Annotated in this window: 26 protein-coding genes and 1 tRNA gene; 17 read left to right on the top strand and 10 right to left on the bottom strand. The window is 56.1% G+C overall.

Annotation, left to right across the window (positions count from 1 at the left end; genetic code table 11):
- Positions 1 to 118 precede the first annotated feature (118 nt).
- From clpX to HW561_RS15635, 5 genes are all read left to right on the top strand, one after another.
- Entirely contained in the window at positions 119 to 1,387 is a 1,269-nt protein-coding gene (gene clpX / locus HW561_RS15655; RefSeq protein WP_176866281.1) for an ATP-dependent Clp protease ATP-binding subunit ClpX, read from the top strand.
- A 67-nt stretch (positions 1,388 to 1,454) separates the two neighbouring features.
- Positions 1,455 to 1,826 (top strand): Rid family hydrolase, encoded by a 372-nt coding sequence (locus HW561_RS15650; protein WP_176866280.1) that lies wholly within the window; start codon positions 1,455 to 1,457, stop codon positions 1,824 to 1,826.
- A gap of 80 nt (positions 1,827 to 1,906) precedes the next feature.
- Positions 1,907 to 2,290: an NADH:ubiquinone oxidoreductase subunit NDUFA12 gene (locus HW561_RS15645; RefSeq protein WP_176866279.1), complete on the top strand. Its 384-nt coding sequence runs from the start codon at positions 1,907 to 1,909 to the stop codon at positions 2,288 to 2,290.
- 12 nt (positions 2,291 to 2,302) lie between these two features.
- On the top strand, positions 2,303 to 2,752 hold the full coding sequence (gene mlaD, locus HW561_RS15640; protein ID WP_176866278.1) for an outer membrane lipid asymmetry maintenance protein MlaD: 450 nt from the start codon (positions 2,303 to 2,305) through the stop codon (positions 2,750 to 2,752).
- The gene (locus HW561_RS15635; RefSeq protein WP_176866277.1) at positions 2,749 to 3,117 is read left to right on the top strand and encodes a DUF2155 domain-containing protein; all 369 of its coding nucleotides are present in this window, start codon (positions 2,749 to 2,751) and stop codon (positions 3,115 to 3,117) included. The genes mlaD and HW561_RS15635 overlap by 4 nt, the downstream gene beginning before the upstream one ends.
- On the opposite strand, the gene aat is transcribed toward HW561_RS15635, so the two are convergent.
- The 4 genes from aat to HW561_RS15615 form a co-directional block, all read right to left on the bottom strand.
- Positions 3,072 to 3,704: a leucyl/phenylalanyl-tRNA--protein transferase gene (gene aat / locus HW561_RS15630; RefSeq protein WP_176866276.1), complete on the bottom strand. Its 633-nt coding sequence runs from the start codon at positions 3,702 to 3,704 to the stop codon at positions 3,072 to 3,074. The two genes, HW561_RS15635 and aat, sit on opposite strands and share 46 nt — an antisense overlap.
- Positions 3,705 to 3,752: 48 nt before the next feature.
- Positions 3,753 to 5,102 (bottom strand): acetyl-CoA carboxylase biotin carboxylase subunit, encoded by a 1,350-nt coding sequence (accC, locus tag HW561_RS15625; protein WP_176866275.1) that lies wholly within the window; start codon positions 5,100 to 5,102, stop codon positions 3,753 to 3,755.
- Positions 5,103 to 5,111: 9 nt separating this feature from the next.
- On the bottom strand, positions 5,112 to 5,600 hold the full coding sequence (gene accB / locus HW561_RS15620) for an acetyl-CoA carboxylase biotin carboxyl carrier protein (RefSeq protein WP_176866274.1): 489 nt from the start codon (positions 5,598 to 5,600) through the stop codon (positions 5,112 to 5,114).
- Positions 5,601 to 5,750: 150 nt separating this feature from the next.
- Positions 5,751 to 6,287: a LuxR C-terminal-related transcriptional regulator gene (locus HW561_RS15615; RefSeq protein ID WP_176866273.1), complete on the bottom strand. Its 537-nt coding sequence runs from the start codon at positions 6,285 to 6,287 to the stop codon at positions 5,751 to 5,753.
- Between the two features lie 215 nt (positions 6,288 to 6,502).
- Between HW561_RS15615 and HW561_RS15610 the strand changes: the two genes are divergently transcribed.
- The 5 genes from HW561_RS15610 to HW561_RS15590 all read left to right on the top strand — a co-directional run bounded on the left by HW561_RS15610 (position 6,503) and on the right by HW561_RS15590 (position 12,431).
- Complete coding sequence (locus HW561_RS15610; RefSeq protein WP_176866272.1) at positions 6,503 to 7,798, top strand: helix-turn-helix transcriptional regulator; 1,296 nt, start codon at positions 6,503 to 6,505, stop codon at positions 7,796 to 7,798.
- Between the two features lie 78 nt (positions 7,799 to 7,876).
- Complete coding sequence (locus HW561_RS15605; RefSeq protein WP_176866271.1) at positions 7,877 to 8,257, top strand: response regulator transcription factor; 381 nt, start codon at positions 7,877 to 7,879, stop codon at positions 8,255 to 8,257.
- Positions 8,254 to 8,562, top strand: coding sequence for a hypothetical protein (locus tag HW561_RS15600; RefSeq protein ID WP_176866270.1), 309 nt, complete (start codon positions 8,254 to 8,256; stop codon positions 8,560 to 8,562). Before HW561_RS15605 ends, HW561_RS15600 begins: the two co-directional genes overlap by 4 nt.
- Positions 8,562 to 11,240 carry a sensor histidine kinase gene (locus tag HW561_RS15595; RefSeq protein WP_176866269.1) on the top strand — a complete coding sequence of 893 codons (2,679 nt, stop codon included), beginning with the start codon at positions 8,562 to 8,564 and terminating at the stop codon, positions 11,238 to 11,240. The genes HW561_RS15600 and HW561_RS15595 overlap by 1 nt, the downstream gene beginning before the upstream one ends.
- Positions 11,241 to 11,318: 78 nt before the next feature.
- Positions 11,319 to 12,431: a FliM/FliN family flagellar motor switch protein gene (locus tag HW561_RS15590; RefSeq protein ID WP_176866268.1), complete on the top strand. Its 1,113-nt coding sequence runs from the start codon at positions 11,319 to 11,321 to the stop codon at positions 12,429 to 12,431.
- 13 nt (positions 12,432 to 12,444) lie between these two features.
- Here HW561_RS15590 and HW561_RS15585 read toward each other — a convergent pair whose 3' ends face one another.
- The 4 genes from HW561_RS15585 to HW561_RS15570 are packed head-to-tail and all read right to left on the bottom strand — an operon-like array spanning position 12,445 to position 14,643.
- Positions 12,445 to 12,876 (bottom strand): TIGR01244 family sulfur transferase, encoded by a 432-nt coding sequence (locus HW561_RS15585; protein WP_176866267.1) that lies wholly within the window; start codon positions 12,874 to 12,876, stop codon positions 12,445 to 12,447.
- Positions 12,877 to 12,885: 9 nt separating this feature from the next.
- On the bottom strand, positions 12,886 to 13,317 hold the full coding sequence (locus HW561_RS15580) for a DUF6691 family protein (protein ID WP_176866266.1): 432 nt from the start codon (positions 13,315 to 13,317) through the stop codon (positions 12,886 to 12,888).
- Positions 13,317 to 13,745 carry a YeeE/YedE family protein gene (locus HW561_RS15575; RefSeq protein WP_176866265.1) on the bottom strand — a complete coding sequence of 143 codons (429 nt, stop codon included), beginning with the start codon at positions 13,743 to 13,745 and terminating at the stop codon, positions 13,317 to 13,319. The genes HW561_RS15580 and HW561_RS15575 overlap by 1 nt, the downstream gene beginning before the upstream one ends.
- Before the next feature lie 34 nt (positions 13,746 to 13,779).
- Positions 13,780 to 14,643, bottom strand: a complete 864-nt coding sequence (locus HW561_RS15570) for an MBL fold metallo-hydrolase (protein WP_176866264.1) — start codon at positions 14,641 to 14,643, stop codon at positions 13,780 to 13,782.
- Positions 14,644 to 14,888: 245 nt separating this feature from the next.
- Between HW561_RS15570 and HW561_RS15565 the strand changes: the two genes are divergently transcribed.
- Positions 14,889 to 15,104, top strand: a complete 216-nt coding sequence (locus tag HW561_RS15565; RefSeq protein WP_176866263.1) for a hypothetical protein — start codon at positions 14,889 to 14,891, stop codon at positions 15,102 to 15,104.
- A gap of 9 nt (positions 15,105 to 15,113) precedes the next feature.
- Here the strand turns inward: HW561_RS15565 and HW561_RS15560 are convergent, their stop codons facing one another.
- Positions 15,114 to 15,332 (bottom strand): hypothetical protein, encoded by a 219-nt coding sequence (locus tag HW561_RS15560; protein WP_176866262.1) that lies wholly within the window; start codon positions 15,330 to 15,332, stop codon positions 15,114 to 15,116.
- A gap of 163 nt (positions 15,333 to 15,495) precedes the next feature.
- On the opposite strand from HW561_RS15560, the gene HW561_RS15555 reads away from it, so the two are divergent.
- Positions 15,496 to 15,762 carry a DUF2312 domain-containing protein gene (locus HW561_RS15555; protein WP_176866261.1) on the top strand — a complete coding sequence of 89 codons (267 nt, stop codon included), beginning with the start codon at positions 15,496 to 15,498 and terminating at the stop codon, positions 15,760 to 15,762.
- A gap of 31 nt (positions 15,763 to 15,793) precedes the next feature.
- On the opposite strand, the gene HW561_RS15550 is transcribed toward HW561_RS15555, so the two are convergent.
- Positions 15,794 to 16,669: a hypothetical protein gene (locus tag HW561_RS15550; protein WP_176866260.1), complete on the bottom strand. Its 876-nt coding sequence runs from the start codon at positions 16,667 to 16,669 to the stop codon at positions 15,794 to 15,796.
- Between the two features lie 175 nt (positions 16,670 to 16,844).
- Here HW561_RS15550 and HW561_RS15545 point away from each other — a divergent pair.
- From HW561_RS15545 to HW561_RS15525, 5 genes are all read left to right on the top strand, one after another.
- A tRNA-Thr gene (locus HW561_RS15545) sits at positions 16,845 to 16,920 on the top strand.
- Positions 16,921 to 16,988: 68 nt separating this feature from the next.
- The gene (locus HW561_RS15540; RefSeq protein ID WP_235962936.1) at positions 16,989 to 18,272 is read left to right on the top strand and encodes a tyrosine-type recombinase/integrase; all 1,284 of its coding nucleotides are present in this window, start codon (positions 16,989 to 16,991) and stop codon (positions 18,270 to 18,272) included.
- A gap of 8 nt (positions 18,273 to 18,280) precedes the next feature.
- Positions 18,281 to 19,117, top strand: coding sequence for a hypothetical protein (locus tag HW561_RS15535; protein ID WP_176866259.1), 837 nt, complete (start codon positions 18,281 to 18,283; stop codon positions 19,115 to 19,117).
- 89 nt (positions 19,118 to 19,206) lie between these two features.
- Complete coding sequence (locus HW561_RS15530) at positions 19,207 to 19,416, top strand: helix-turn-helix transcriptional regulator (RefSeq protein WP_176866258.1); 210 nt, start codon at positions 19,207 to 19,209, stop codon at positions 19,414 to 19,416.
- Positions 19,409 to 19,834: a helix-turn-helix domain-containing protein gene (locus HW561_RS15525; RefSeq protein WP_176866257.1), complete on the top strand. Its 426-nt coding sequence runs from the start codon at positions 19,409 to 19,411 to the stop codon at positions 19,832 to 19,834. Before HW561_RS15530 ends, HW561_RS15525 begins: the two co-directional genes overlap by 8 nt.
- The last annotated feature ends 17 nt before the right edge of the window (positions 19,835 to 19,851 follow it).

Raw genomic sequence — 19,851 nt, 5'->3', positions numbered from 1 at the left:
GCGTCACCGGCGCGGGGGTCATTTTGAGATTGTAGCCGCCACAGTGCTGGCCTAAGCTGCAGGAACAGGCGAAAGCGCCCCGGTAAGGGGCGTAGGGATGAAGCCCGAAAGGTAGATCATGGCGACGAATTCAGGCGGAGACGGCAAAAACACGCTCTACTGTAGCTTTTGTGGCAAAAGCCAGCACGAGGTGCGAAAGCTGATCGCGGGTCCGACCGTTTTCATCTGTGATGAATGTGTCGAACTGTGCATGGACATCATCCGCGAAGAGACCAAGGCCAGCGGGCTGAAATCTTCGGACGGTGTGCCGACGCCGAAGGATATTTGCGAAGTTCTGGATGATTATGTAATCGGCCAGGCCACCGCCAAGCGGGTCCTGTCGGTCGCGGTTCACAATCACTACAAACGCCTGAACCACGCACAGAAGGCCGGTAGCGATATTGAGCTGGCAAAATCCAACATCCTGCTGATTGGACCTACTGGTTGCGGCAAGACCCTGCTGGCGCAAACGCTGGCGCGGATTCTGGATGTGCCATTTACCATGGCGGACGCCACCACACTGACTGAAGCCGGTTACGTGGGCGAGGATGTCGAGAACATCATCCTCAAACTGTTGCAGTCCAGTGAATACAATGTCGAACGCGCGCAGCGCGGCATCGTCTATATAGACGAGGTCGACAAGATCACCCGCAAATCAGAAAACCCCTCGATCACCCGCGATGTGTCAGGCGAGGGTGTTCAGCAGGCGCTGCTGAAGCTGATGGAAGGCACTGTAGCCAGTGTTCCGCCGCAAGGTGGCCGCAAGCATCCGCAGCAGGAATTCCTGCAGGTGGACACGACCAATATCCTGTTCATTTGTGGCGGTGCGTTCGCAGGATTGGACAAGATTATTGCGCAGCGCGGCAAGGGTTCGGCCATGGGCTTTGGTGCCGATGTGCGGGACAATGACGACCGCGGTGTGGGCGAGATTTTCAAAGAGCTCGAGCCCGAAGATCTGCTGAGATTCGGTCTGATCCCGGAATTTGTCGGTCGTCTGCCGGTTCTGGCGACGCTTGAAGATTTGGATGAGGAGGCTCTGGTCACGATCCTGACTAAGCCCAAAAACGCATTGGTCAAACAGTATCAGCGTCTGTTCGAACTGGAAGACGCCGAGCTGGGTTTCACCGATGATGCGCTTAAGGCCATTTCCAAAAAGGCCATCGAGCGCAAAACCGGCGCGCGCGGACTGCGGTCAATCCTCGAAGATATCTTGCTGGATACGATGTTCGAACTGCCCGGCATGAAGAACGTGACCGAGGTGGTGGTGAACGAAGAGGCGGTAATCTCTGAGGCACAACCCCTGATCATCTACGCAGACCCGGCACAGGAATCGGCGTCGGCTGGTTGAGTATTCGCAAGTTTTTCGAAAAGCGGCGCGGTAATTTCCGCGCCGTTTCTGTTTGAGGAGTAGCCAAATGATCAAACGAATTCACTCCGGCGGAGAGTATGAAAAGAAGGTCGGTTATTGCCGTGCTGTCGTGGCAAATGGCTTCGTTTTCGTTGCCGGAACTTGCGCTCAGGGCGATGAAATTCCTTCAGATATTGTTGGTCAGTGTAAATCGTCCCTTGATGCAATTGGAAAAGCTTTGGCCGAGGCTGGAGCGGGTTTCAAAGATGTGGTCCGTGTGAATTACTATTTGCCGGATATGAGTGAATTCAAACTTTGCTGGCCATTGTTGCAGGGCGCATTCGGAGAAAATCCGCCGGCGGCTACGGTGGTCGAATGCAATCTTATTACACCGGAAGACCGGATCGAAATTGAAGTCACCGCAGTTCTGCCGGAATAGCGTTGATACTGTGCCGGGCACTGGACCTTGGCGTGCCTTTGGTCCATACCTTTCCTCGACCGAAATGCCGGAGGCAGCCGATGGGAATCCTGAACACTCTTTTGCGGGCCGTGACTTGGTGGAACGGGGCGACCCTGAACACGCAAATCTTTACTGCGCGCAAAGGCGTCAAAGTTGGCGAAGACAATGAAGGCAATGTGTTTTACCGCACCGCTGATGACAGCAAGCGTTGGGTGATGTTCAGCGGTGAAGTCGAAGCCAGCCGGATTGACGCTGACTGGCACGGATGGCTGCACCGGACCTGGGATGAGCCGCCGACGGACAAACCGCTGCCGCATAAATCCTGGGAAAAGCCGCATCAGGAAAACCTGACAGGAACCGCGCTGGCCTATGCGCCCGCCGGATCGTTGCGCCGGGCCGACCCGGTCGAGCGTACGGACTACGAGGCCTGGACCCCGGAATAAACGAGGCGAGCAATGTCGCATAATTGGACCGAAGTTTTCGTCGGCGGCGCCGTGTTGGCCTGCGCCGTAGCATTTGGCGTTTATGCCAGCCAATCCACCGGCCTGTCGCAAAATCGTGCGGGCTATGAGCTTGGCGCGTCTTTCCGCTCGCTCGAAGGGGTAGGGGTTGGTACTGATGTGCGTCTTGCGGGCGTCAAGATTGGCACAGTGACGGATGTCAGCCTGAACGCGGACACCTACCGCGCGGATACAACGTTTTCGATTGCTGATGGCATCCTCGTCCCGGATGACAGCGCCATAGTGATCTCTTCCGAGGGGCTGTTGGGCGGCAATTTTGTCGAGGTGATGCCCGGTGGCTCGCCCTTTTTCTTCGAGGCCGGAGATGAGATTGAAGATACACAAGGCGCCGTCAGCCTGATTTCCCTGCTGGTCAAGTTTGTGGCCGGAGATGGCGGCGAATGATACGTCCATTCCTGATTGCCTTAACGTTGATTGGAACAAGTGCGGCTGCGCAGCAGAAGGTTCAGATCGGACCCGGTGCGATGTTGCGCGGTCTGGACAAGGTCAACGGGCAAACCGTTGATATCCAGTTGCAAAACGGTGAGACAAAGGTCGTTTTTGGGCTGGATGTCGCGTTGGGCGAATGTCGCTACCCTGCGGATAACCCAACCGGCGACGCCTTTGCCTATCTGACCATTTGGGAAAAAAGCAAGGCGGACCAGCTGTTTGATGGTTGGATGATCGCGACCTCGCCGGCGCTGAACGCATTGGATCACGCACGCTATGACGTCTGGGTGATCCGCTGTATCACGCCTGCGGCGGACTGAAGGATTGGCGCGGTAAAGTCCGCGCTGGTGTTGGTCGCTTCTTCCAAGTTTCTTCGGTACTGACCGCGCGGTATCTCGATGGCCCCGAGTGAGGCGAGGTGTGCCGTCAGGAACTGGGTGTCGAACAGTTGGAATCCTGTTTGCCTCAGACGATCCACCAGATAGGCCAGCGCGATTTTGGAGGCGTCTCTGCGGCGCGAGAACATGCTCTCGCCAAAAAATGCGGCCCCCAATACCACACCGTAAACACCCCCGATCAATTCGCCCTGTTCCCGGACTTCAAGTGAGTGCGCATGACCCGATTGGTGCAGCTTCTGGTACAGATCACGCAGTTCGGCGTTGATCCAGGTATCCGCGCGGGCTGCGCAACCGTCGACCACACCGATGAAGTCCTGATCGATGGTCACGTCGAACCCGCAAGTCCGGATGCGCCGCGCGAGGCTGCGGGAAATGTGAAACCCATCCAGTGGAAAGACACCGCGAAACTTGGGATCGACCCAAAACAATTCGGGATCATCACGATTTTCGGCCATCGGGAATATGCCGATGGAGTATCCATGTAACAAAAGTTCCGGGGATAGGCTCATGCGAGTTGTCCGAGGGCCGGAAGGTGATTGCCAACCGGCCCTACGTTTTTAATCAGCCATATTCTCCGCAAGCCAGCGCTCCAGCCAGTGGATGTTATAATCGCCGCTATGGATGTCAGGTTCCTGAAGAAGCTTGTGGAAAAGCGGCACAGTGGTATCGATGCCATCCACAATCAATTCCCCCAGCGCCCGGCTCAGGCGCGCCAACGCCTCATCCCGGTCTCGGCCCTGAACGATCAGCTTGCCAATGAGTGAGTCGTAATAGGGTGGGATCGAGTATCCGTCATACAGCGCCGAATCCATCCGCACGCCCAGACCGCCGGGGGCATGGTATGCCGTGATCTTGCCTGGGCAGGGCGAGAAGTTTGGCAGTTTTTCAGCATTGATCCGAACTTCGATGGCATGGCCGTTGATCACAAGATCATCCTGGCCAAACGACATCGGTTCACCCGCAGCGACAAGAATTTGTTCACGAACCAGATCGACGCCAAAGATTCCTTCGGTCACCGGATGTTCCACCTGCAAGCGGGTGTTCATTTCGATGAAGTAGAACTCGCCATTTTCATACAGGAATTCGATGGTGCCGGCGCCGATATAGTTGATCTTGGCGACAGCATCCGCGCAGACCTTGCCGATCCTGGCGCGCTCTTCGGGGGTGATGCTGGGGCCGGGGGCCTCTTCGAACACTTTCTGGTGGCGGCGTTGCAGGGAACAATCGCGTTCGCCCAGATGCACCGCTTTGCCCTTACCGTCCCCAAAGACCTGAATCTCGATATGGCGGGGCGTGGTCAGGTATTTCTCGATATAGACTTCGTCATTGCCAAAGGCGGCTTTGCCTTCGGCGCGCGCGGTCATGAAGGCGCTTTCCATCTCGTTGGCGTTCATCGCGACTTTCATGCCGCGCCCGCCGCCACCGGCGGTGGCTTTGATGATGACTGGATAGCCGAATTCTTCGCCGATGCGCTTGGCCGCGGCCACATCAGGCACACCCCCATCCGAGCCGGGAACGCAGGGCACGCCCAATGCCTTCATCGTGTCTTTGGCAGTGATTTTATCACCCATCACCCGGATATGTTCGGCGGTGGGGCCGATAAAGGTGATGCCGTGATCTTCTACGATCTGCACGAACTCGGCATTTTCGGACAGAAAGCCATAGCCGGGATGGATCGCCTGCGCGCCGGTGATTTCACAGGCCGAGATGATCGCGGGCACCGACAGATAGCTTTGCGGGCTGGGTGGGGGGCCGATGCAGACCGATTCGTCCGCCATGCGTACATGCATCGCGTCGCTGTCGGCGGTGGAATGCACGGCAACCGTGGCAATCCCCATCTCGCGCGCGGCGCGGATGACGCGCAGGGCGATCTCGCCTCGGTTGGCAATCAGGATCTTGTCGAACATGGGCCCGCCTTACTCGATGATGACCAGAGGAGTGCCGAATTCAACGGCGTCGCCATCACCGACCAGAACGCGCTTGATCGTGCCCGACTTGGGGGCGTGGATGTGGTTCATGGTTTTCATCGCCTCGACGATCAGCAGGGTGTCCCCTTCGGAAATCGATGCGCCCACAGAGATGAACGATGGCGCGCCCGGCTCTGGCTGCATGTAGACAGTGCCGACCATCGGCGAGGTCACGGCACCAGGGTGGCTTGCAGGATCATCCGAGGCGGTCGGTGCTTCGACCGGGGCAGAGGCGGTCGGGGCAGCAGCAGGTGCGGCAGGCATAGCCACCTGAACCGGAGCGGGCGCGACCTGAATCTTACGGCTGACCCGAACATTCAGACTGTCTTCTTCGCCGTATTCGCGTTTGACCTGCAACTCGGTCAGATCATTTTCGCGCAGCAATTCGGCCAGTGCCTTGATGAACGCCACGTCCTCTTCGTGTTTGGTATCTGTCATGAGTGTCCTCGACGGTTCCCCTTTGACCCGTCTGTTTCTGCGGGCCTTGGTGTAATTACGCAGCGTTATAAGGCATGAGGTCGGTCATGGAAAGCGCAGTCTCAGCCCAACAATTGGGTCTGAGACGCTCAATTTGGGGAGCCGGGGAATTCAAAGTGGCATTCCTGACATTTTAGCCACCAGCTCGGGTAATTTCCGGGCGTCGAATTTCTCCAGCAATCTCGCCCGGTACGCTTCGATCGTGCGGTAGCTCAGCCCAAGTTCCACGCCGATTTCCTTGGCAGAAAGCCCCCGGCAGGACAGGATCGCCACTTCGCGTTCGCGGACTGTCAGTTCGACCAGCGGTCGTTCCTCGGAAATATCCGAAAAGCTCCAGATTCCATGGCGAAACGGGTCATCTGGTGTAAGCGATCGACCACGCGCACGGCACCAGAACAAATCGCCACTGCGACGTCGCATAACCCGTTCGTCCGTGTAATACCCGGTGTCACGCATGACCTGCAGGCTGCGTTGGCCGATCCGCTCCCAATCGGCGACCGAGGGGTAGAGATGCAACAAAGGCATGTTGCGATACTCGGGCTCTTCACCGCCGAACGTTCGGGCAAACTGAAGATTACAGCGCCGAATGATCCGGTTTTCCAGCTCGACGAGCCCTATAGGCGCATATTCAAAGGCGGGGTCACTCATCTGCGTATGGTGCAGGTAATCTGGCCGGAATTGAAGGGGCGATGCAAACTCTTGCGCTGAGTAAGGTTGAGTTCCGGTGGGGGGGTATTCAATTGAGGTCTGTCAATATTGTAAATATGGCGTGAAAATAGGTGTATAAGTAGCGGAAATTGATAGACTGTTCTGAAAATGAATACCCAGAGCATAAACCAAACTGGTCGGAGAGGACGCAGGTCATGCGCGATACGCTGACTGGAAGCCGGATACGGGAAAGGCGCCAGATTGCAGGGTTGCGGCAGGCTGAGCTGGCGCGCCAGGTCGGGATTTCGGCGTCATATCTGAACCTGATCGAACATAATCGCCGTCGTATCGGGGGCAAACTGCTGGTTGATATTGCCGGTGCTTTGTCGGTCGAGCCCTCGCTTTTGACGCAGGGAATCGAAGCAACACTGATATCTGCTCTGCGTGAGGCTGCGGTCGACGCGGTTGGGCAACAGGCTGAAGTGGATGGGTTGGAAGAGTTTGCCGGACGGTTTCCGGGGTGGGCTGGGGTGCTGGCCCAAATGCACCGACGCGTGGTGTCATTGGAGCGCACTGTGGAAACGTTGTCGGACCGACTGACTCATGACCCCCATTTGGCGGCATCGATGCACGAAGTGTTGTCCACAGCAGCTGCGATTCGCTCGACTGCGGCCATTCTGGCAGACACGCAGGACATTGATGCCGAATGGCAGGATCGCTTCCACCGAAATTTGCACCAGGATGCCGAACGTTTGGCGGACAGTTCCAAAGCGCTTGTGACCTTTTTGGATGACAGTGACTCGGCGGCTGATCCGCGCGGTGTCCCGCTGGAAGAGGTTGAGGCTTTCCTTGAAGCGCGCGGGCATTTCTTCCCCGAACTCGAAGCGGGCGGTGAGGTCAAGGCCGTTGAATTGGATGGCCTGAACACGGCGGCGGCCCGGACGGTAGCCCGGGATATGTTGGAGATCTGCGCATCCGACGCCCGTGCCATGCCGTTGGACAAGATCAAAGCCGCATTGGAAAAGGCCGAGCCTGATCCGGTTGAACTGGCTCAGCGGTTTTCAGTTGATGTTTCCACGGTTCTGCGACGGCTGGCTTTCCTGCCCGAAGAGGTTCTGGCGCGTCCGGCTGGGCTGGTGGTGTGTGACGCATCGGGAAGTATCCTGTTTTTCAAACCGGTTCCCGGTTTTGCCTTGCCGCGTCATGGCGAGGCCTGCCCTTTATGGCCACTCTTTACGGCATTGAACCGGCCATTGGTGCCGATTCGAAAGCGCATCGTGCAATTGGGTCGGGCGGCTGCAGAGTTCGAGTGCCATGCATTTGCCTGGGTGCATTCCACTCCGGGGTATGAATTGGAACCGGTTTACCGTTCGGTGATGCTGGTTCGACCTGCAGGGGAGGTCGCACAAGGAACAGGAACTGTTGCGCAAGTGGGGCCGAATTGCCGCGTGTGTCCCAGCAGCGACTGCGGGTCGCGGCGCGAACCTTCGATTTTGAGCGAAGGTTTTTGACAGTTTCCTGACAGAGCGCTTAATCTGGTCTTGGCAGATAGACAGATGTGCGATCCGCCACGGGGAGGAAGTGAAAGTATGAGCCGAAAGGTTCTGTTGATTGAGGATGAGCCGAATATTGCTGAAGCGATCCGGTTTCTGCTGACCCGCGAGGGATGGCAGGTTGAAACGCATGGTGATGGGATGGATGCAGTGCAGGTGATTCAGGATGCAAAGCCTGATCTTGTCATTCTGGATGTCATGTTGCCGGGAAAAAATGGCATGGATATTCTGCGCGACCTGCGAGAGCTGGAAGACATGCAGAATCTTCCCGTGTTGATGCTGACGGCGCGCGGCCAGTCCCGTGATCGCGAAATGGCCGAGAACGCCGGGGTCAGCCGATTCATGACTAAGCCGTTTTCCAATGCCGAGGTGCTGACAGCTGTGCGCGATTTGCATGCTCAGGCATCACGATTATGACGGACGCAGGGGATTCGGCACGTAAACCGCTGGGTTCAAAGCCCTCACTGTTTCTGGAGCGACAAAGCTATCGTCGTCGTAGGATGACCGACGCCGCGCGACTGCTGCCGTTTTTGGGCGCTGCGCTGCTGGTAATCCCCTTGCTGTGGCCGGATGAAACGGTTGAAAGTCAGGCGGTGCCGTTGTCGTCGGCCATTTTTTACATATTCGCCTGTTGGGGCCTGCTGATATTGGTCAGTTTGTTTTTCGGCCTGACCGCGCGCCGCTTGGGTAGGCGTGAAAGCCCCGAAGCGGACGCTGACTGATGGCGACACTGAACGTCCTGATCCTTGTCTGTCTAGGTTATGTCGTTTTGCTGTTTGGGGTCGCTTTTGCGGCAGATCGCATGGCTGCGGCCGGGCGAGGCAAATGGCTGCGATCTCCGCTGATCTACACGCTGTCCCTGTCGATCTATTGCACGGCCTGGACATTTTATGGCGCGGTTGGAAATGCTGCGCGGTCGGGGCTGGAATTCGTCACCATCTATCTGGGGCCAACTCTGGTTATGGTCAGTTGGTGGTGGGGCCTGCGCAAGCTGGTGCGTATCGGGCGCAGTCAGCGGGTGACATCAATCGCTGATCTGATTTCGTCCCGGTACGGCAAGTCGAACACGTTGGCGGTGTGTGTCACCATTTTGGCCGTGCTTGGGGGCACGCCGTATATCGCGCTGCAATTGCAATCGATTACCCTGTCCTTTTCGATCTTCGCCGAAGCTGACCCATCCGGGTTATACCGCGAAGGGTCCAGCGTTTTCTGGGTGGCGGCGGGCTTGGCCATGTTTGCCATTCTGTTTGGTACGCGCAATCTGGATGCCAATGAGCGCCACCACGGTGTTGTCACAGCCATCGCGCTGGAATCGGTCGTCAAACTATTCGCATTGCTGGCGGTAGGGATCTTTGTCGTCTGGGGTGTGGCGGGTGGTATCGGTCCAATGATGGACCGCATCGACGCCTCGGAAATCGGTCAGTGGAACGTGGATGCCGGGCGATGGACAACTTTCATCTTCCTGTCTGCCGCGGCCTTTGTCTGTTTGCCGCGCATGTTTCAGGTCATGGTGGTTGAAAATGACGACGAGGGCCATCTGAGGACCGCTGCCTGGGCTTTTCCCCTGTATCTGCTGCTGATGAGCCTGTTTGTGGTTCCGATCGCCGTCATTGGTCTGGATTTGATGCCAGAGGGATCCAATCCTGACTTGTTTGTCCTGACAGTGCCCTTGTCGCAGGGCAATGACTGGTTGGCGATGCTGTCCTTTATCGGTGGGTTTTCCTCGGCGACGTCGATGGTCATTGTGACGGCTATGGCCTTGTCAACGATGGTATCGAACCACTTGGTCATGCCCATCTGGCTAAACATGCAGGAAGGTTCCGGATCGGTTTCCGGAGACGTCCGCAATATCGTTCTTTTGGCGCGCCGGGTGTCGATCGCGGTCATCATGGCGCTGGGCTATTTCTATTACAGCCTGTCGGGCGGCGGGACTGCACTTGCGTCTATCGGATTGGTTGCCTTTGCCGGAATCTCTCAGATCCTGCCCGCGTTGGTTGGGGGATTGTTCTGGCGTGGGGCAACGCGGACCGGTGCTTTGGTCGGACTGTCAGTAGGCTTTGTCCTGTGGATTTATACGCTGCTTTTGCCGGGCATGGGTGCTGCCTGGATGCCCGAGACGGTCCTGCAGAATGGCCCTTTCGGTCTGGGTTGGCTGCGCCCGCAGGCCCTGTTCGGGATCGAGGGAATCGACCCGATGGTGCACACGGTCATGTGGTCGATGTCTTTGAACACGATCGCCTTTTGCGTGGCATCCCTGCTGAGTTTTCCAAGTCCGCTGGAGCGGTTGCAGGGTGCCCAGTTTGTCAATGTATTCGATCATTCCGCCGCGCCGCGCGGCTGGACCGGTTCGGTGGCGCAAAGCGAAGATCTGATGATCATGACACAAAGAATCCTGGGCGCCGGACCCGCGCAGGAGTTCTTTCAGTCTGAGGCCGAACAGCAGGGAGGGCGGTCGCGACTTCCTGAGCCGACGCCGGGCTTTCTGGAGCGTCTCGAGCGTGAGCTGAGCGGCTCGGTCGGGGCGGCCACTGCACATGCTATGATTGGTCAGATTGTGGGAGGGTCATCCGTCTCGGTCGAAGACCTGCTGGCTGTGGCGGACGAATCTGCCCAGATGTTGGAATATTCCAGCCAGCTGGAAGTGAAGTCTGCCGAACTGAGCAGAACGGCGCGTCAATTACGCGAGGCCAACACCAAGCTCACGCAAGTGTCTGAACAAAAAGACAGCTTCCTTAGTCAGGTTAGCCATGAGTTGCGCACGCCCATGACCTCGATCCGGGCGTTTTCCGAGATCATGCGAGACACTCAGGGACTGAGCGCGGAAGAACAGACGCGCTATGCTGCGATCATCCATGATGAAGCTTTGCGCCTGACGCGCTTGTTGGATGACCTGCTGGATCTGAGCGTTCTGGAAAGCGGGCAGGTCAATCTGAACATGGGTGATGACAGTCTGCGCTCGGTTCTGGATCGGGCTGTGTCCAGCGCCCTGGCGGGGACTGATCAGCAATTGAGCGTGCGGCGCAGCCTGATTTCGGAGCGTATTCCGCTTCATACGGATCTGGATCGTCTGGGGCAGGTGTTCATCAACTTGATCTCCAACGCGCAGAAGTATTGTGATGCGGCTGAGCCGGTGCTGACCATTTCGGCCCATGATGTCGGGGGGCAGGTGGTAATAGATTTCACCGACAATGGCAGCGGCATTCCCCCCGAGGCGCAGTCCATGGTGTTCGAAAAATTCGCCCGCGTCGGCGTCGACAAGGTGGGCGGGGCGGGGCTGGGTCTGGCAATCTGCCGCGAGATCATGCAGCGCCTCGGCGGCGAGATCAGCTATCTGCCGGGGCAGGGCGGGGCTGCCTTCCGTATAAGTCTGCCGCTGGCCTACCGGCAGGCGGCGCAGTGACGGCGATTTAAAGGACTTCGTAACCGTCGCCGGGTTAGACCGAAGATCAATTGCAGGAACAATTGGTGATTTGGGGCCATGGGACAAACTGTCAGCGCTGCTTTGGCGCGCAAGCTTTCAGTTGGGAAAGACGACCTGCGGGATCGTCCCCGCTCGGTCCTGCGCGCGTTACGACTGGGTTTTGCACGGGCAGCCGGGGATCGTCTGAACCTGCCGCTTGCGGTAATCGGGGTAAAGCAATCCAACCGTTCCCAAGATGATCTTGTGCAGATGATCGGTGAGGATTGGCTGTTGCTTTTGTTCAATGGCACCGAGGGGGTTGCAGCGGCTTGTCTGGATCCTGGTTTCGTATCCGCCATAGTTCAGACCCAGACAATTGGTGAGGTGACCGCCGATCCCTCGGAAGCTCGTGCATTTACCGACACGGACGCTGCGATGGTGGCACCACTGATTGAAGAGGCTTTGATCCGGGCCGTCGCCTTGGTTGAGGCGGCAGCGGATCAGGTTTGTCTGTCGGGATATGAATTTGCGTCTCGGGCTGCGGATTTACGGTCCATGTCTTTGGGGTTGGTCGACGACACTTACCGTATTTTCGACCTGACCGTAGATCTGGCGGGTGGATTGCGGCAGGGGCAAATCTCTATTCTCTTGCCTGATCTGCCAGTAATGTCAGCACCGGTCGAAGATGCTCAGGTAGATACGGGCCCATGTCTTGAACAATCTTCGGGGGTTCTGCGGGCGGAATTGAACGCTGTGCTGTGCAAGATGACCTTGCCATTGGCTGGTTTGTCCGGGCTGGAGGTAGGAGGTTTGCTGCCCTTGGCCAGCGCCCGGCTGGATCGAACGGAAATCCTGACCATAGATCGCACGAGCGCAGCGGTTGGGCGACTTGGCCAGTGCGGAGGGTTGCGGGCCATTCGCCTGAACGAACAGGCCCCACTGCCAGCTTTGACAGAGCCGGGTGTGCCGGAGTTTGTCGAAAACAGGTCAGTGAGGGCTCGGCAAGAACCCCTTGATCCATCAGCGTTGGCTGCAGATGTCTTGGACGTGACGCCCGATGGCGGTTCACATCATGGGCTGAATCCGTTGGATAGCGATCTGAGCTTTGCCAATTCGGATCAGATGGTTGCGGAAATCACGCAATTGGCCGGTCTGACCAGCCCCGAAGACGGACCGGATCGTATCGACTAACCGGACGGGTTGTTCAATCTGTTGTGTTTCGTATCTGTTCCAGAGCCGGGCGCAGGTTTTCCAGCTGGTATCCTGCACTGGTGGTCGCTGTGAGAATATCGTCCGTGCTCATCCGGTCGCATTGCCCCAGTGCCCACACCACTGAACACCGCGTGCCCGAGGCGCAATAGGCCAGAACCGGTCCACTGCACCCTTCGGCCATATCCCGCTGACGTGCGACGTTTTCCGGAGTCATGGTTTGATGCGTCAGCTCGAGTATTTCGTACTCCATCCCTGCAGCGCGCACAGCTTCGCCAATTGCGTCCGATTGCATGTCTGCGGGAACCTCGGTGTTGGGTCGATTGCAGATCACCTTGACGAAACCGGCCTTGGCGATGGCTGGCACGTCTTCGACCGTGATTTGCGGTGAGACGGCGTAGCGGGGGGTAATTGGTCGAATCTCCATGGTGATTTCTTAGGCTGCGTTTGCGGGCCTGTCCAGTTGTGCCCCCAATGCCGGTGCCATGAGCATTCCTGTAATCATTGCGGCCAGAAACACCACACCTCCAAACCCGCCATATGTCAGCGACGCCATGGCAGGGCCAGGGCACAATCCCGCCAGTCCCCAGCCCATCCCGAACAACGCAGATCCGATGATCAGCCGACGATCCAGTTCAGGTTTTGGCGGGGCTGGAAACTGCCCTCCGGTCAGGGGTGTGTGTCCTGCGGTCAACCTCCAGGCCACCAGCATTGGCAGGATGGCCCCGCCCATGACAAAGGCCAGGGTAGGATCCCAATCCCCGAACACATCCAGCCAGCCCTGAACCTTGGTTGTATCCGTCATGCCTGAGATCAGCAGGCCAGCGCCAAATAGTGACCCAGCAATCAATGAGATGATGATGCGCATCAGATCAGCCCCCAAGCATGCCGCAGCAGAACCAGCGTCAGCCCGCCGACGGCAATGTAGATGATAGTTGCCACGATCCCGCGCAAAGAAAACCGCGAGATACCGCAGACTCCGTGCCCGGAGGTGCAGCCATTGGCGATGCGTGTCCCAATCCCGACCAAAAGCCCGGCTGCGATAACGATCCCCAGATTGCCCGTCAGGTGGGTTTCAGTCTGAGGCGCGATCAAGGGGCGTACCAAAAATGGCATCCCTACGACCCCAGCAATAAACGCCAATCGCTCGGCCGTGTTCCTGCGCGCACTGCCATCGACCAGACCGCCCAGAATTCCGCTGGCTCCCATGATCCGGCCATTGCCAAGCAGATATACTGCTGCGCCAAGACCAATCAGAACCCCACCGAATAGGCCCCACATCCAAGCTGCGTTCATGTTGTGTTAGTCCCTTTGGTCCGCGCTGGTCGTGTCAGAGTTTATTGACGGGCAGTTTCAGAAAAACATCACCTTCTTCGTCCGCAGGCGGCATCTGCCCGGCGCGCATGTTGACCTGAAGCGAGGGCAGGATCAGGCGGGGCATGGCCAGCGTTTCATCCCGTGCGTCGCGCATTTCCACGAAATTTTCGATGCTACGCCCCTGGCCGATATGGATGTTCAATGCCTTTTGTTCACCCACGGTTGTTTCCCAAGCGTATTCGTCTCGCCCAGGCGCTTTGTAATCGTGTCCGACATAGACCCGGGTTTCGTCGGGCAGGGCCAGTATCTTCTGGATTGATTCATAAAGGGTGGCCGAAGACCCGCCAGGAAAATCGCATCGCGCAGTCCCGAAATCCGGCATGAACAGCGTATCGCCGACAAAAGCCGCATCGCCGATCACATAGGTCAGACAGGCCGGAGTATGGCCGGGGGTATGTAGGACGTCCCCGCGCATCTGACCAATATGAAAGCTGTCGCCTTCTGAAAACAGAGCGTCAAACTGGCTGCCATCGCGTTGGAATTCCGTGCCTTCGTTGAAGACCTTGCCAAACGTGTCCTGTACCGCAACGATCTGTGCGCCGATGCCAATTTTACCACCCAGTTCCTGCTGTAGATAGGGTGCCGCGGACAGGTGATCCGCGTGAACATGGCTTTCCAGTATCCATTCAGCCTTCAGGTTCTGAGACCGTACATAGTCGATAATCAAATCTGCCGATGCGGTAGTCGTTCGCCCCGAGGCATGATCAAAATCGAGGACACTGTCGATGATCGCACAGGCCCTGCTTTGGGGTTCATGCACGACGTAAGAAACCGTGAAGGTCTGGTCGTCAAAAAACGCTTTCACTACTGGTGTCATCGTACCCTCCGTTTCTGAGCTTCATTCATATATGCATTTTGGAATGTGAGGCAACAACCAATTCAAGTATTGATGTCTGTCAAGGCGATGCCGATTAAACTTGAATAATATATAGACCAACTGTGCCATATTGCCGAACCTGTCGGATTGGCGGGCAAGATTCCGCACAGTGCCAAGGTAACGTCTGCGGGTCTTCTTCCCGTTACCTATATATGGCATACTGGCATCACGTGGGAGGATGGATTATGACAGCGACAAATCTCTATTCCGAAGCTGAACAACTTGAACAAGAGCTTCAGAACGCCTGTTTGGACACGCGTTTGGCCCTTCAGCCGAGCGTAAGCAAAGTGATTGATCGAATGCGCCAGCAGGGCATGCATGTCCCGTCGCGTTTACGCCGTCTGGATGCAGCGTTGTGCGAAGACGCTATGGAAGCGCGGTTTGATAACTTACCGGTTTAATCCGGGTGGTCATCCGAAGGCTATCCCGAGGATGACCAGCATCAGGCCAATGACCGACAGAAATAAAGACGCCAGATTCCAGGGCAAAACGCCCTGAACGACCCTGCGCAGTTCATCATCCGATAACCCGGCCTTGCGCGCTTTCATCACACGCAGAATGCACCAGACCAGTCCGGCAAGCCCGGCCAATGACAGGGCGGCACCGCCCCAGGTGATGAATTCGAACATGGTTCCCCACATTTGCCCGTGATTTGTACCCGCGCTTAACGGATCGGGTCACCCGGTACAAGTCCGGTAGCGGATTGGGTGCTTGCGACCCGGGCGACAGCGATGTATCCGGCGTATTGCCCGATGTCACAGCATCAGAATTCAGCCTCTGGGAGAGACGCACATGGAAGATATGACCGAAGATCAGGCCACCGCCAATTACCGGGTTACGGCAGGCGAGCTGCGCCAGTTCATCGAGCGGTTCGAACGCCTGGACGCAGAAAAGAAAGACCTCGCCGAACAGCAAAAAGAAGTGATGGCCGAAGCCAAAGCGCGCGGCTATGACACCAAGGTCATGCGGAAGGTCGTCGCTCTGCGCAAGCGGGACAAGGACGATATTGCCGAGGAAGAGGCCGTGTTGGAAATGTATAAAGAAGCTCTGGGCATGTAAGCGCGATCGGGCTGTAGCCTTCGCGAGTATTTCAGGGCCTTAGTATGCGCACATTCGGCATGGTTTCGATTTTAGCCAGATCTTGCTCATAAAGCTCTGAAAACGCACTTACGATTTCTGAATTCCAACCCGGCAGATCCAGTTCTTCTTCGATCTCGTCGGGTTGGGCGTGAGCTTCGAAAATTGTCACGAGATTATCGCGAAAGGTATTCCGGTCCTGCGCGTTCTGTTGTTGGACAAGCTCCAGAAGGTGCTGTTTCCCGGTCTCCGTCAGAAGTGACAAAAGCAGAGCATGTTCGTCCTGCAGGGCGACATCATCTGGCACCCCGGCCATTGCGCGCATGATGTCGCCCCAGATCAGTGGCGTATCCTCGTTTTCCCAAAGAGTGAGCTGTACCTCCGGGGCCAGATCACCAAGATCTTCGATCATGCTCACCCAGTTCAAACAGCTCAGATCGGTGCTGTCGAGGATTGCTTGCCGGTGTTGTTCGTGAAGGGACATCAGAATTTTGGGGATAAAGCTGCCTGGATTTACCAACCCGACAAAGAGCTCGACTTTGGCGTTTTCGAGTAACTGATCGGTAAACGCCATTCGCTTGCCGGCAAAAGGGTAAATCTGCCCATGCTGAAGCGCGGTTCTTCTTGGCCCAAAGAACTTGTCGCTGGATAGAATCACGCGCTCGGCATCCGGTTCGGAGGGCAGAACGGCAGTCAGGCTTTTTCGTGCATCCAACAGCGGTTCGTCCTGAGAAAGTGCGTCAGATATCACTTTGACGAAATGTCGACACCGACGCGGGCCAAGCGGCATAATCTGCCCTTGGGCCAGAGTGGATTTGTTTGCCAGCAGCGAGCCCAACAGTTGCCCGTCGTCTGTAAAAGCTGCGCCAGCGTGGATAACAACCTGCATTTTTTCTAGTACCCTGAGGCTTTGCCAAGCGTGTTACAGCCTGCATCATTGACGGTAAACTCTGCATTCATGGCAGAATGGTTTTCTGCACTGTCTCAGAAAAACGGGCAATCCCCAAGTTCGAGTGAAAATGAGGCTTGCAGTCCTTTGCGAGAGACAGTAATCGACGGCCAGTGCCCCTATAGCTCAGCTGGTAGAGCAACTGATTTGTAATCAGTAGGTCCGCGGTTCGAGTCCGTGTGGGGGCACCACTTTCCAATTCAATATGGTCCAGAGACATCCAAAAATCCATATGATATATGGGTTTTAGCGATGTTCTTTGTCCGATGCCGTCTTATGGCGTTTGGTGGAATGCCTCCAGATTGGGGGGCTTTTTGGGGGCTTCGCAACTTCGGTGAAAAGGCGAGGCCCCCAGATGCCGCTCAGTGACGTTCAGATTCGAAATCTCAAACCAAGTGGCAAACCCTATAAGGTTTCCGACTTTGAAGGGCTTTACCTGCTTGTGTCTCCGTCCGGCTCTAAGCTTTGGAACGTGAAGTATCGGTTGCATGGCAAAGAGAAGAAACTGTCGCTGGGTGCATATCCTGCCATCTCTTTGGCACAGGCGCGAATGCTCAAAGAAGAAGCCCGAGTGAAAATTGCTCAAGGCATAGATCCATCCGAAGCTAAGCAGGAAGCCAAGCGCGAAACCCGAGAGGCACAGAGCCACACGTTCGCCAAGATCGGCGATGCTTTTCTGGACAAACAACGCAAAGAGGGCAAAACCAAAGCCACTCTCGACAAAACGATTTATCATTTGAAGCTCGCGAATTCGGACTTTGGATGTAAGCCCATTACCGAAATCACCGCGCCGATGATCCTGACGTGCCTGCGCAAAGTCGAAGCCAGGGGGAACTACGAGACCGCTCACCGGCTGCGCGCACGGATTGGTTCCGTATTTCGTTTTGCCGTTGCGAGCGGGTTAGCCGAAACAGATCCCACCTATGCGCTTAAAGATGCGCTGATACGTCCGAACCGGAAACACCGCGCCGCAATCACTGATCCAGTTAAGCTTGGAGCGCTCATGACCGCTATCGATGGCTTCGACGGGCAAACAACCACCCGAATTGCTCTGCAATTGCTGGCAATGTTGGCCCAAAGGCCGGGTGAGATCCGACAAGCAAAATGGCAGGAGATCGATTTCGAGAAAAAGGTTTGGTCAATCCCTGCCGCAAAAATGAAGATGCGCCGCGACCACATTGTGCCCTTGCCAAACCAAGCCGTTGAACTCTTGAAGGATTTGCGTGAGATTTCAGGCGAGGCAGAATTTCTTTTCCCTTCGCTGCGGTCCTGGCATCGCCCGATGTCGGATAATACATTGAACGCTGCCTTGCGTCGCATGGGGTATTCTGGCGACGAAATGACTGCTCATGGGTTTCGCGCGAGTTTTTCTACGCTGGCGAATGAAAGCGGGCAATGGAACCCTGACGCAATTGAAGCGGCGCTTGCGCATGTCGAGCGCAATGAAGTGCGCAAGGCCTACAATCGTGGGGAATACTGGGATGATCGTGTAAGACTTGCGGATTGGTGGGCGACGATGTTGGATAGTATCAGACCAACCTGAGCATTGATTTGAAAAAAATCTATAAACTTAAACAGTGGTATTCCATTGAGGATGCAGCGAGCAGACTTTCTCTGACGCTTGGAGAAGATGTGAATTCAGCTGAGATTTTGGAGCTCGCTCTTGATGGCCATATATGCCTTCATTGGTTCATGCGATACGTTTCTGCCCAAGAAGTTGAATTTCAAATCCGCTCGATTTGGGTATCGCCCGATGAGGATAAAGAACTTTTTGGACTAGCGGTGGAGGGTAAGGACGCCGTGGAGATTAAGTTTTCCAATTTTTTCCCACTAGAAAGTCGAACGAGCGTTTCCGTTTTGGACGGTCCGCATCGCTTAAGGTTGGACCTTTGTGGTGCATTGGAGGATTACCTTCGCGCGCGTTTGACTAATACCGGGGGAGAGCTGACTTCCCTAGACGGTTTCTTTGTAGAAGACGACAATGGTCGTGTGTTTCAAGTTCTGGAGGCTTTTGGCGGGTCATATTTAAAGAATATGTACCCAGAGGAACGGGTGAAATTTCATGACGTGCGTGGATACTTTCCTTCCGTGGATTGGCCAGCCTTCACGGAGCTGGGTTTCACAAAGCAAGAAATTGAGAGCTTTGAGAGCACGCTTCAAAACAATGAAGAAAAAGTGGTTGCCAGCCGAGAACGCCACACGCTGTACAAAATGCTGATCGCCATGGCTGTGGATGGCTATGGGTTTGACAGTTCAGCTTTAAAAAGCCCGTTCCCAAAGGATCTAGAAGGAATTTTGGACCGCCTCGGCCTGCCTGTTAGTGACGACACTATCCGCCAAAAACTGAAGGAAGCTTCAGAGCTGTTGGATCAGAACGCCGGAAAATAACCTAATTCGGTTTCAACCAAACCTAGTTCGGCCAGTTCCATTCCTGACCAAGATAGACCTGTTACATCTTCAACAAACGAGATGAAACAATGTCTGATATTGGTAACTTCCCCCTCACGGGGTTTGTCCGCCTCTCCCAAATCCTGGCACCGTCTGGCCCGATCCCTGTTTCCAAATCGACGTGGTGGCAAGGCGTCAAAGACGGACGTTTTCCGCAGCCGCAAAAGCTTGGACCGCGTACGACAGTTTGGAAGGTTGAGCACATTCGAGCGCTCTTTGAGGATCGGGAGGATGGGTAAGCGCGCCAACCCAATGGCGGTTAAGGCAGTCCTTACATACGACATCAAAGAGGCTGCGGCGGCTTTGGGCAAAACGCCCGCAACAATTCGCAGTTGGATCAAAGACGGCCTCCCAGTGATGAGTTCTCGCAAGCCTTACCTGATTTCTGGTGAGGCAATCCGTTTCTACCTTCGGGCAAAGTACAAGGCCGCCAAGCGTCCACTTAGGCCGAGTGATTTCTTTTGTCCGGGTTGTGGAGGTGCCCGCCAGCCTGTCGGGATGACCGCAACAGTTTGGCCGATGAAAAATCGAACGGTCCTCCTCAAGGGAGTTTGCACCAAATGCGGCGGCACTTGCACCCGCATGATTTCCAAGTCGCGGCTTGGGGAATTCGCTCACCGGTTCCAGTTGTCAAACAAGGCAGACAGCGAACCCTAAGTGACACCGCTTCCACT

It is taken from the genome of Ruegeria haliotis, from assembly GCF_013377785.1.
GTDB lineage: Bacteria > Pseudomonadota > Alphaproteobacteria > Rhodobacterales > Rhodobacteraceae > Ruegeria > Ruegeria haliotis.
The sequence above is the reverse complement of the archived record's forward strand: the minus strand, read 5'-3'. Positions and strand labels throughout refer to the sequence as shown.

Bases quoted from the DNA above. Each gene is read 5' to 3' on its own strand.
- HW561_RS15525 (WP_176866257.1), top strand. From the start codon at position 19,409: ATGGGTAAGCGCGCCAACCCAATGGCGGTTAAGGCAGTCCTTACATAC.
- HW561_RS15555 (WP_176866261.1), top strand. From the start codon at position 15,496: ATGGAAGATATGACCGAAGATCAGGCCACCGCCAATTACCGGGTTACG.
- HW561_RS15610 (WP_176866272.1), top strand. From the start codon at position 6,503: ATGCGCGATACGCTGACTGGAAGCCGGATACGGGAAAGGCGCCAGATT.
- HW561_RS15615 (WP_176866273.1), bottom strand. From the start codon at position 6,287: ATGAGTGACCCCGCCTTTGAATATGCGCCTATAGGGCTCGTCGAGCTG.
- HW561_RS15595 (WP_176866269.1), top strand. From the start codon at position 8,562: ATGGCGACACTGAACGTCCTGATCCTTGTCTGTCTAGGTTATGTCGTT.
- HW561_RS15650 (WP_176866280.1), top strand. From the start codon at position 1,455: ATGATCAAACGAATTCACTCCGGCGGAGAGTATGAAAAGAAGGTCGGT.
- HW561_RS15585 (WP_176866267.1), bottom strand. From the start codon at position 12,876: ATGGAGATTCGACCAATTACCCCCCGCTACGCCGTCTCACCGCAAATC.
- HW561_RS15575 (WP_176866265.1), bottom strand. From the start codon at position 13,745: ATGAACGCAGCTTGGATGTGGGGCCTATTCGGTGGGGTTCTGATTGGT.
- accC (WP_176866275.1), bottom strand. From the start codon at position 5,102: ATGTTCGACAAGATCCTGATTGCCAACCGAGGCGAGATCGCCCTGCGC.
- mlaD (WP_176866278.1), top strand. From the start codon at position 2,303: ATGTCGCATAATTGGACCGAAGTTTTCGTCGGCGGCGCCGTGTTGGCC.
- accB (WP_176866274.1), bottom strand. From the start codon at position 5,600: ATGACAGATACCAAACACGAAGAGGACGTGGCGTTCATCAAGGCACTG.
- HW561_RS15565 (WP_176866263.1), top strand. From the start codon at position 14,889: ATGACAGCGACAAATCTCTATTCCGAAGCTGAACAACTTGAACAAGAG.
- HW561_RS15580 (WP_176866266.1), bottom strand. From the start codon at position 13,317: ATGCGCATCATCATCTCATTGATTGCTGGGTCACTATTTGGCGCTGGC.
- HW561_RS15590 (WP_176866268.1), top strand. From the start codon at position 11,319: ATGGGACAAACTGTCAGCGCTGCTTTGGCGCGCAAGCTTTCAGTTGGG.
- HW561_RS15570 (WP_176866264.1), bottom strand. From the start codon at position 14,643: ATGACACCAGTAGTGAAAGCGTTTTTTGACGACCAGACCTTCACGGTT.
- clpX (WP_176866281.1), top strand. From the start codon at position 119: ATGGCGACGAATTCAGGCGGAGACGGCAAAAACACGCTCTACTGTAGC.
- HW561_RS15560 (WP_176866262.1), bottom strand. From the start codon at position 15,332: ATGTTCGAATTCATCACCTGGGGCGGTGCCGCCCTGTCATTGGCCGGG.
- HW561_RS15645 (WP_176866279.1), top strand. From the start codon at position 1,907: ATGGGAATCCTGAACACTCTTTTGCGGGCCGTGACTTGGTGGAACGGG.
- HW561_RS15550 (WP_176866260.1), bottom strand. From the start codon at position 16,669: ATGCAGGTTGTTATCCACGCTGGCGCAGCTTTTACAGACGACGGGCAA.
- aat (WP_176866276.1), bottom strand. From the start codon at position 3,704: ATGAGCCTATCCCCGGAACTTTTGTTACATGGATACTCCATCGGCATA.
- HW561_RS15635 (WP_176866277.1), top strand. From the start codon at position 2,749: ATGATACGTCCATTCCTGATTGCCTTAACGTTGATTGGAACAAGTGCG.
- HW561_RS15605 (WP_176866271.1), top strand. From the start codon at position 7,877: ATGAGCCGAAAGGTTCTGTTGATTGAGGATGAGCCGAATATTGCTGAA.
- HW561_RS15530 (WP_176866258.1), top strand. From the start codon at position 19,207: ATGTCTGATATTGGTAACTTCCCCCTCACGGGGTTTGTCCGCCTCTCC.
- HW561_RS15600 (WP_176866270.1), top strand. From the start codon at position 8,254: ATGACGGACGCAGGGGATTCGGCACGTAAACCGCTGGGTTCAAAGCCC.